A 7,069-nucleotide genomic window follows, 5' to 3' on the forward strand; every position below is an offset into this window, starting at 1 on the left:
GTGCCTTGTTCCTCAGCGTACTCCTGAATAAACCGCCCCGACTGCACGAACATCCCACCCGAACCGCAAGCCGGATCGAGCAATTTACCGCGCCGAGGTTCGACGATCTCCACCATCAGCCGCACCACCGAATCCGGCGTGAAAAACTCCCCCCCACCTTGCCCTTCCGCCAAGGCAAACTCAGCCAAAAAGTATTGATAAATCTGCCCGAACATATCCCCCGTAGCATCGGCGGGAATATCCGAGAAATTCTTGAGTAACCGCTTGGGAATACTTTTATCCTTATCGCTCACCAACCGGAAATACTCATCCTGGGGCAATACCCCCTAGAGTTCCGGCTTATAATGCTCGATCGATACCATCGCCTCCTTCAAAGCCTGAGCGATGTTTTCTTCCTCTGGTAGAGCCAATAAATCGTCATACCGCGCATCATCGGGCAGATAGAACCCACACTTCTCTAGGGCAATCTCCGCGATCGACTTTTCCCGTCGTCCGCCTAATAGCTTCTCATACTCCTGCTGAATCTCCGCCTCATACTGACGGTACTTATTGTCAGCAAACTTGAGGAAGATCAGCCCCAATACAGGCGTGGCATACTCACTCGATTTTAGATCGGAGTTTGCCCGCAGCGTGTCGGCACTCTGCCACAGATTCGCTTCTAATTTTTTCAGTTCGGCTGGAGTCAAAGTCTTAGAGTCTCAGTAGGGAGCGGGGACTCTATATTTTATCGGATTTTGAGGCGATCGCCGCACTTAGTTAGAGTCTCAAGATTTCGATCGGCAAACTATGAAATTTTGGCGTAGCCTGGTGAACGATCGTCATACAAGGGTTTTAGCGATCCGGTATTCACCTGATATAATTGGTGTGTAATGGATAGATCCTCTACCCTATGTTCACTGCTGAAGTCTTCCAAAATCCCTACCTCCCCCAAGGTGCTAGAGAAGTAAATGCCATCATGACAATTACCACTAGTGGTAATGAGGGAGTAGCTGTTGCAGCACCTACAAATCAACGCTTATTTGGAATTATTTGCGATACATCCGGTTCGATGGGTGGAGCGAAGATGATTGCAGCCAAGGATGCCATTATCAAAATTATTAATCTGCTCCCCACTGATGCAGCATTTTTTGTCGTTACGGGGGCGGGTCGATCGAAATTATTAGTACCATTAGTAAATGCCGTACCTGAAAATAAACTGCGCGCGGTTAGTCAGGTCAAAGAAATTAGTGCTAACGGGGGGACATTAATGTCTACCTGGCTGCAAACTGCCTTGGGTGAATTTAAGAAGATGCCCCAAGCAATTTGTCAAGCTTTATTACTGACAGATGGACAAAACGATCCTAGCGACGGACAAGATTTAGCTCGCATTTTAGATGAATCTGAAGGTAAATTTCAGTGCGATTGTCGCGGGGTAGGTACAGATTGGCAAGTATCTCAATTACAGCAAATTGCCGCAAGATTATTAGGTACCACTGATATTATCGCTTCTCCCGACCGCATCGCTGATGACTTCCAAGAAATTCTTACCAAAGCAATGGGAAAAACGGTGAGTGATGTCAGTCTGAGACTGTGGAGTCCAGTGGGTGCAAAGGTGTTGTTTTGCAAACAGGTAAGTCCCGAAATCGTCGATGTGACTGGCCGTGCGAAGGTTGTGAGCGATTCTCTTCCAGAGAGGCTACGCCAACGCATTGTAGACTATCCCACAGGTGCTTGGGGAAGTAATGAATCCCGCGATTATCATTTCTGCATTCAAATTAATGCAGGTAATGTCGGTGATGAAATGTTAGCTGGCAGAGCGAGTTTAATTACTCAAACTAACGGACAAGAAACCAAAATTACCGAAGCCAAAATTCTCGCCACCTGGACGGAAGATGAAGCCAAAACCGCTAAGATCGATCGACGTGTTGCTCACTATACCGGACAAGCTGAACTCGCACAATCTATTCAAGAAGGTTTAGAAGCTAGAGCGCAGGGCAATATTGAAGTAGCTACCGTCAAACTTGGGAAAGCAGTCAAACTCGCACACGATTCTGGTAACGAAGCAACCGCCAAATTACTTCGCTCCGTCGTCGATGTTGAAGATGCCGCTGCTGGTACAGTCAGAATCAAACGCACAGTTGCCAAAGAAGATGAAATGATGTTAGAGACTCGATCGACCAAAACGGCTAGAATTCATAAGTAGGGACAGTTGAAAGTTGAAAGTTGCGTTGCGCGCACACCTTTGTTCCCCGACGGTTTGCGAAAAGTGCGGTCTTGGGGTTTCCCCTGTCTTGTCTCACCTTTTTTGACGGGGAACCCGTCCAAAGGTGAGCCGCAAGTAGAGCACCTTTTCAAGACAGCGGCGTTTTTATGTCTAGGGGAACCCCCGAATAAAAAAGCGGCGCAGTGTGGTCGGGTTCCCCGACCATACAACTGCGACAAGACAACGACTTTGGCGGCGAATCAAGACAGTTGAAAGTTGAAAGCGAGGTTGTTAGGGTGGGGATTTAATATAAAAGCGACGAGCAAATATTTGCTCATCGCTTTTTTAGTTGGCAGTTTGACACGATCCTTCAATCTCCTATAATATTGCGATCTCGTTGAAAGATAATTAATAAATATAGGATTCAAACCAGTCGTAAACTCGGTCGAGTTCTGGTAAGCTAACTAAGCCATATTGCCAGAGGATGATCGGTAAGCTGTGATAATCTGACTGAGATTGCTTGAGAGCTAATTGAACAGAATCATTAGATAGATTCAGATTTTGACGCAGAAAGTTGACAACTTGAGGGATATCGTGTTTTGACATGAGACCTTAACTCTTGCATGAATTTGGATGGGTAATTTATTGATGAGATATATTGAATAGAACACTAAATCTAGAAGCCATTTTTCATCAGATGACGAATGACGTTATCTTTGACAATTAACTGCCTAGAGATTTCGACAAATAGTTCGCGGAGTTGATCTGCTGAAAGATTGAGCGTATTTAGCTCAATTGTCCGCATACTAAATTGCTGTTCCATTGATAGTTCAAAGCATTCTGGTGACATAATGTGACTCCAAATTGACAATAAATTTTTTGATGCAGATCGATATAAATCGATTTTCCAACCGCTCTAAGCATTGCGTGCCATTAAGCCCCATAGGTAGATAGCTAACATCGCACCTAATACAGAGATTGCCAGTCCAGGAATACTCAAACTGGTGGCGACAATTTGGATACTTCCCGTTGAGATAAAGCTGTATAAACTACCACCGATAAATGCACCGATGACTCCCAAGATAATTGTGGATAGAATGCCGCCACCCTGATAACTAGGGTAGATAGCTTTAGCAATTGCACCAGATAATAAGCCGAGAATTGTCCATGCGATGAGGTTCATAACGATCTCCTTTAAGTGAATTATTTCTTGATGGGTGAGGATTGAGGATTATTCCTACTCCTTCCCTTCCATACCACCAGAATATTCGGTTAGATCGGAAAATGAATCTCCCAAACGAGGTAATTACCTAGAATCAAAAGTAATAAGTACGTCCCACGATTTCCAGCTAATTCCCTTCAAAAGTCAATATTTCACCGATTTTACCCTGGGTGTTGGTTACAAAATTTAGTGTTTTGCATTCTAGATTTCGATGTTAATGAATTATAAAATAGACATCAGAAAAATGGGTATATGTCTAAATATTCAGCGGAGTTAACACTTTAGATAGATGAATAATTAGATCGACTGGCTCTATGTTTATAGATGTAGACAAAAACAATTTACAAAATTGAAGGAGTTCAACATGGAAAAGCTTGGCACTGACAGAGATACTTATGATGCTCATATTATCCCCGCTGAGACTGCTGCCAGAAAAGAGCGCGAAGGTGATGATTATAAAAAGATTCCTGAAGGCAATCTAGAGGGAGGAGCAGCCGTAGATAACGAAGGTTTACTAAATAATTATGCAGTCGAGCCAGAAATGTACTATGAGAATCCTGGTGATGCAGAGCAAGAGACAGAGCCAGGAGAGTAGATGTATGCAGATTAACTAGAGCAGATTGAGAACCAGTGTAGTATTTTGGGAGCGATCGATAGTGATATTATCGATCGCTCTTTTGCATTGTAGTCGTCATCCTTTAGATAGATAAATTAAATATATTTTCTCTTTCAATAGTAGGACAAATATTAAACTTCGAGTCTGTCGATCTTCAGACTATAGGTTGATTCGCTGCACTATGGATTCGCGATAACTTAAAGGCATCAACACGAAAGTAAAAACAAATTACTTTCAATATTAACGGAAAACCCAAATGAAAATTTCTTCGTTCTACAAACAAGCTATTCGGACAGTTCAATTCTCAATAGCCGCCCTGATTTGTAGCGTAGCTCTCAATTTTGGCACTGCTGCTCCTTCTCTTGCGGCTCAATTGCAAGTAGCGCCAACTCCTCATCTAGCCCTATTTGGTTGGGGTGAAAAAGCTGAAGGTAAAGCCGAACAACTTGTTGGCAAAGTTCAAGCTAAGACTGGTCAGAAAATTGAAGGCACAGCTAAACAGATCGATGGGCGTGCTAAATACGATCTCGGCCGCGTAGAAGATGGGGCACAACGTACTGCCGACAAAGCAGGCAAAATGGCTAAAGAAATGAAAAAAGGCACCGATAAAAATCTCAGTAAAGCTGGAGATTCTATGAAGGATACTGCCAACAATATGGTCGATGGCACTAAAAAAATCATCAATAACTAAGCTGATATTTTCTACGGCACGATTCGTCCGTGTATCTTCGGCTGTGCCGAATCGATTTCCCTTAATTTATCAACATTTACTGGAGCAAATATTATGTCTTTCCGTTCTTTGTTTTCAATGTTTACCGTTCTCGTCATTTCTGTTGCCTTACTCCTCGGATTGGCTGTGACTCCGACCATGGCTGGATCTAGTAGTGTTACCAAAGGTGTAGAACAATTGCCTCAAATCGATGCTGAGGCGGGAAAAGTGGCTGAAAAATCCGCGCCAATGGGACTCGAAGAAGTCGAAGCCCGCAATGAAGGTGGTCTGAATGAAATCCAGGGTTCTGCGGACGCAAACAAAATGCACAAAGCTGATACTTCTAAACCAGGCCCTGCAATAGCGAAGAAAATAGATAAAGCACTTGAAAAAGTTACTAAATAGTCTAGTTTACGCTCACTGGGGTAATTGTGAAGCCTCTATCTCACTTTTACCCCAATCTAAGTATCTACTAATAGGTTAAAAAATATCATGGCAACCAGAACAATTAATATCGGACTAAGCGATCGCGAACGTGAAGGTTCGATTGGCATCCTAAATGCCGCTTTATCTAATGCTTACCTTCTACTAATTAAAACTAAAAAATATCACTGGGATGTAGTTGGGCCACAATTTATGACCTTACATAAGTTATGGGAAGAACACTATCAACTGCTCTCTCTCAGTGTCGATGAGTACGCAGAACGAATTCGCATGTTGGGTGGCTACCCCGTCGGTACTGCGGCTGGTTTTTTGAAATACGCTACCCTGAACGAAGATCCTGGAGATATCCTCAATGCAACTGAAATGGTAACACGGCTAGTCAACGATCATGAAGAAATTATCTGCGGTTTACGATCGGCAATAGATAAATGTAGCGATGATTTTCATGATGTTGGTAATGCTGATTTCTTAACTGGACAAATGGAACAACACGAATCGATGGCTTGGATGTTGCGATCGTTTATTGAAGGTGAATCTGTCCAATCTAATGGTCAAGTTCCTAGCGTTTCCGCTGTCGGCATTCCCGCTGGAGTTTAACTTTCTTTAACCTAATCTTTGTCGGGTAGTCAATATTCACAGGAACCGTAATATGCAGAAAACATTGAATTCGATTGAGAACTTACTTACCAAAAGCCTTTGGGCATTTGCACTGGCAAGTTTAATCTTTGCTGTAAGTTTAGTCATCCCCCAGCCCAGCGATGCAGTAACTCCAGTCAAACAGGCTGCTCCCGATGTAATTCAACCATTTGAACTAACAAAACCCGCAACCACCAGATCGGAAGCATATGACGATATTGCTAAACTAAACAACGATCCCAAAGCACTAATTGCTGCTGAAAATAAAGAAGAGCAAGCTGAAGAAAAAGTATATGCAGCACAACAAAAAGCTACAAAAAGTGTGTGGAATAAATAAGTAGATCTAGCAAGATCGATAGTGATTAACGCAATTACCATGCTGCTTAGGACATAAACCCGACTCTTTGATGAGTCGGGTTGGCAGTAGCCAACCTCGATCGGCCTAATCACCGTGGCGAGCGTCATAGTTTAAAATGGATGTGTATATGGCATTAATTCTCTCAGTTTAGATAGGTGTTATTTTGGAAAAACCGATTCGGATTGCGATCGTTGAAGACCATGAATTGACCCGGATCGGGCTAGAAGCGGCTCTGAAACGTCGCGATGGAATTGAAGTAGTCGGCGATGCTGCCAATGGTTATCAGGGTCTAAATCTACTAAAAACGACCAAACCCGATCTGGCGATCGTGGATATCGGTTTGCCAGACATCGATGGGATCGAAATGGTGCGGCTATTTCGGGAAAATCAGGGCGACAACCCCATCCCAACCAAGATTTTGATGCTGACCATGCACAAGAACGAAGACTCCGTGATGGCGGCATTTGCCGCCGGAGCGGATGCTTACTGTATGAAAGATATCAATATTGATAAACTCGAAGAAGCCATTCGATCGACTCATCAAGGCAATCCTTGGATCGATCCGACGATCGCTAGTATCGTACTCCAGCAACTACGCAAAAATAGTCCTCCATCAGTATTAGAAAAACAAAACACCACCCAGATCAAAGGATTGGATGAAGACTATGCTGATATCGTCGGTAGTGCGGGATTAACCGATCGAGAAATTGATATTTTAAAATTAATCGTTGGTGGTTGCAGTAATGGAGAAATTGCCACGCAGTTATTTGTCACTGTGGGGACTGTCAAAACTCACGTTCGGCATATTTTAAACAAACTCTGTGTAGACGATCGTACCCATGCTGCAGTTTTGGCTTTGCGCGGCGGCTTAATCGAATAGGTATTGCCAATTATAATACCGA

Annotated in this window: 10 protein-coding genes and 1 pseudogene; 7 read left to right on the forward strand and 4 right to left on the reverse strand. The window is 43.4% G+C overall.

Going from position 1 to position 7,069, the window contains the following annotated elements:
• Positions 1 to 686: pseudogene (locus RMO55_RS22170) on the reverse strand (N-6 DNA methylase); the annotation flags it as partial.
• Positions 687 to 889: 203 nt separating this feature from the next.
• Between RMO55_RS22170 and RMO55_RS05470 the strand changes: the two are divergent.
• Positions 890 to 2,182 (forward strand): VWA domain-containing protein, encoded by a 1,293-nt coding sequence (locus tag RMO55_RS05470; protein WP_310424628.1) that lies wholly within the window; start codon positions 890 to 892, stop codon positions 2,180 to 2,182.
• A 408-nt stretch (positions 2,183 to 2,590) separates the two neighbouring features.
• On the opposite strand, the gene RMO55_RS05475 is transcribed toward RMO55_RS05470, so the two are convergent.
• From RMO55_RS05475 to RMO55_RS05485, 3 genes are all read right to left on the reverse strand, one after another.
• A complete protein-coding gene (locus RMO55_RS05475) occupies positions 2,591 to 2,788 on the reverse strand; it encodes a DUF2949 domain-containing protein (protein ID WP_310424630.1) in 198 nt (65 codons plus the stop codon).
• A 70-nt stretch (positions 2,789 to 2,858) separates the two neighbouring features.
• On the reverse strand, positions 2,859 to 3,005 hold the full coding sequence (locus RMO55_RS05480) for an NblA/ycf18 family protein (RefSeq protein WP_310424632.1): 147 nt from the start codon (positions 3,003 to 3,005) through the stop codon (positions 2,859 to 2,861).
• A 93-nt stretch (positions 3,006 to 3,098) separates the two neighbouring features.
• Positions 3,099 to 3,365, reverse strand: a complete 267-nt coding sequence (locus tag RMO55_RS05485; protein WP_310424634.1) for a GlsB/YeaQ/YmgE family stress response membrane protein — start codon at positions 3,363 to 3,365, stop codon at positions 3,099 to 3,101.
• 403 nt (positions 3,366 to 3,768) lie between these two features.
• Here RMO55_RS05485 and RMO55_RS05490 point away from each other — a divergent pair, with 403 nt between their 5' ends.
• From RMO55_RS05490 to RMO55_RS05515, 6 genes are all read left to right on the forward strand, one after another.
• The gene (locus tag RMO55_RS05490; protein WP_310424636.1) at positions 3,769 to 3,999 is read left to right on the forward strand and encodes a hypothetical protein; all 231 of its coding nucleotides are present in this window, start codon (positions 3,769 to 3,771) and stop codon (positions 3,997 to 3,999) included.
• A 277-nt stretch (positions 4,000 to 4,276) separates the two neighbouring features.
• Positions 4,277 to 4,711, forward strand: a complete 435-nt coding sequence (locus tag RMO55_RS05495; protein ID WP_310424638.1) for a hypothetical protein — start codon at positions 4,277 to 4,279, stop codon at positions 4,709 to 4,711.
• A gap of 93 nt (positions 4,712 to 4,804) precedes the next feature.
• A complete protein-coding gene (locus RMO55_RS05500; RefSeq protein ID WP_310424640.1) occupies positions 4,805 to 5,134 on the forward strand; it encodes a hypothetical protein in 330 nt (109 codons plus the stop codon).
• 87 nt (positions 5,135 to 5,221) lie between these two features.
• Positions 5,222 to 5,770 (forward strand): Dps family protein, encoded by a 549-nt coding sequence (locus RMO55_RS05505; RefSeq protein WP_310424642.1) that lies wholly within the window; start codon positions 5,222 to 5,224, stop codon positions 5,768 to 5,770.
• Positions 5,771 to 5,822: 52 nt separating this feature from the next.
• On the forward strand, positions 5,823 to 6,146 hold the full coding sequence (locus RMO55_RS05510; protein ID WP_310424643.1) for a hypothetical protein: 324 nt from the start codon (positions 5,823 to 5,825) through the stop codon (positions 6,144 to 6,146).
• Positions 6,147 to 6,330: 184 nt separating this feature from the next.
• Positions 6,331 to 7,047 carry a response regulator transcription factor gene (locus RMO55_RS05515; protein ID WP_310424645.1) on the forward strand — a complete coding sequence of 239 codons (717 nt, stop codon included), beginning with the start codon at positions 6,331 to 6,333 and terminating at the stop codon, positions 7,045 to 7,047.
• The last annotated feature ends 22 nt before the right edge of the window (positions 7,048 to 7,069 follow it).

Origin of the sequence: Chamaesiphon sp. VAR_48_metabat_135_sub, from assembly GCF_031418915.1 — a bacterium.
In the GTDB taxonomy this organism is placed as follows: domain Bacteria; phylum Cyanobacteriota; class Cyanobacteriia; order Cyanobacteriales; family Chamaesiphonaceae; genus Chamaesiphon.

Coding starts and splice junctions, on each gene's coding strand:
- RMO55_RS05470 (WP_310424628.1), top strand. CDS start 890: ATGTTCACTGCTGAAGTCTTCCAAAATCCCTACCTCCCCCAAGGTGCT.
- RMO55_RS05475 (WP_310424630.1), bottom strand. CDS start 2,788: ATGTCAAAACACGATATCCCTCAAGTTGTCAACTTTCTGCGTCAAAAT.
- RMO55_RS05480 (WP_310424632.1), bottom strand. CDS start 3,005: ATGGAACAGCAATTTAGTATGCGGACAATTGAGCTAAATACGCTCAAT.
- RMO55_RS05485 (WP_310424634.1), bottom strand. CDS start 3,365: ATGAACCTCATCGCATGGACAATTCTCGGCTTATTATCTGGTGCAATT.
- RMO55_RS05490 (WP_310424636.1), top strand. CDS start 3,769: ATGGAAAAGCTTGGCACTGACAGAGATACTTATGATGCTCATATTATC.
- RMO55_RS05495 (WP_310424638.1), top strand. CDS start 4,277: ATGAAAATTTCTTCGTTCTACAAACAAGCTATTCGGACAGTTCAATTC.
- RMO55_RS05500 (WP_310424640.1), top strand. CDS start 4,805: ATGTCTTTCCGTTCTTTGTTTTCAATGTTTACCGTTCTCGTCATTTCT.
- RMO55_RS05505 (WP_310424642.1), top strand. CDS start 5,222: ATGGCAACCAGAACAATTAATATCGGACTAAGCGATCGCGAACGTGAA.
- RMO55_RS05510 (WP_310424643.1), top strand. CDS start 5,823: ATGCAGAAAACATTGAATTCGATTGAGAACTTACTTACCAAAAGCCTT.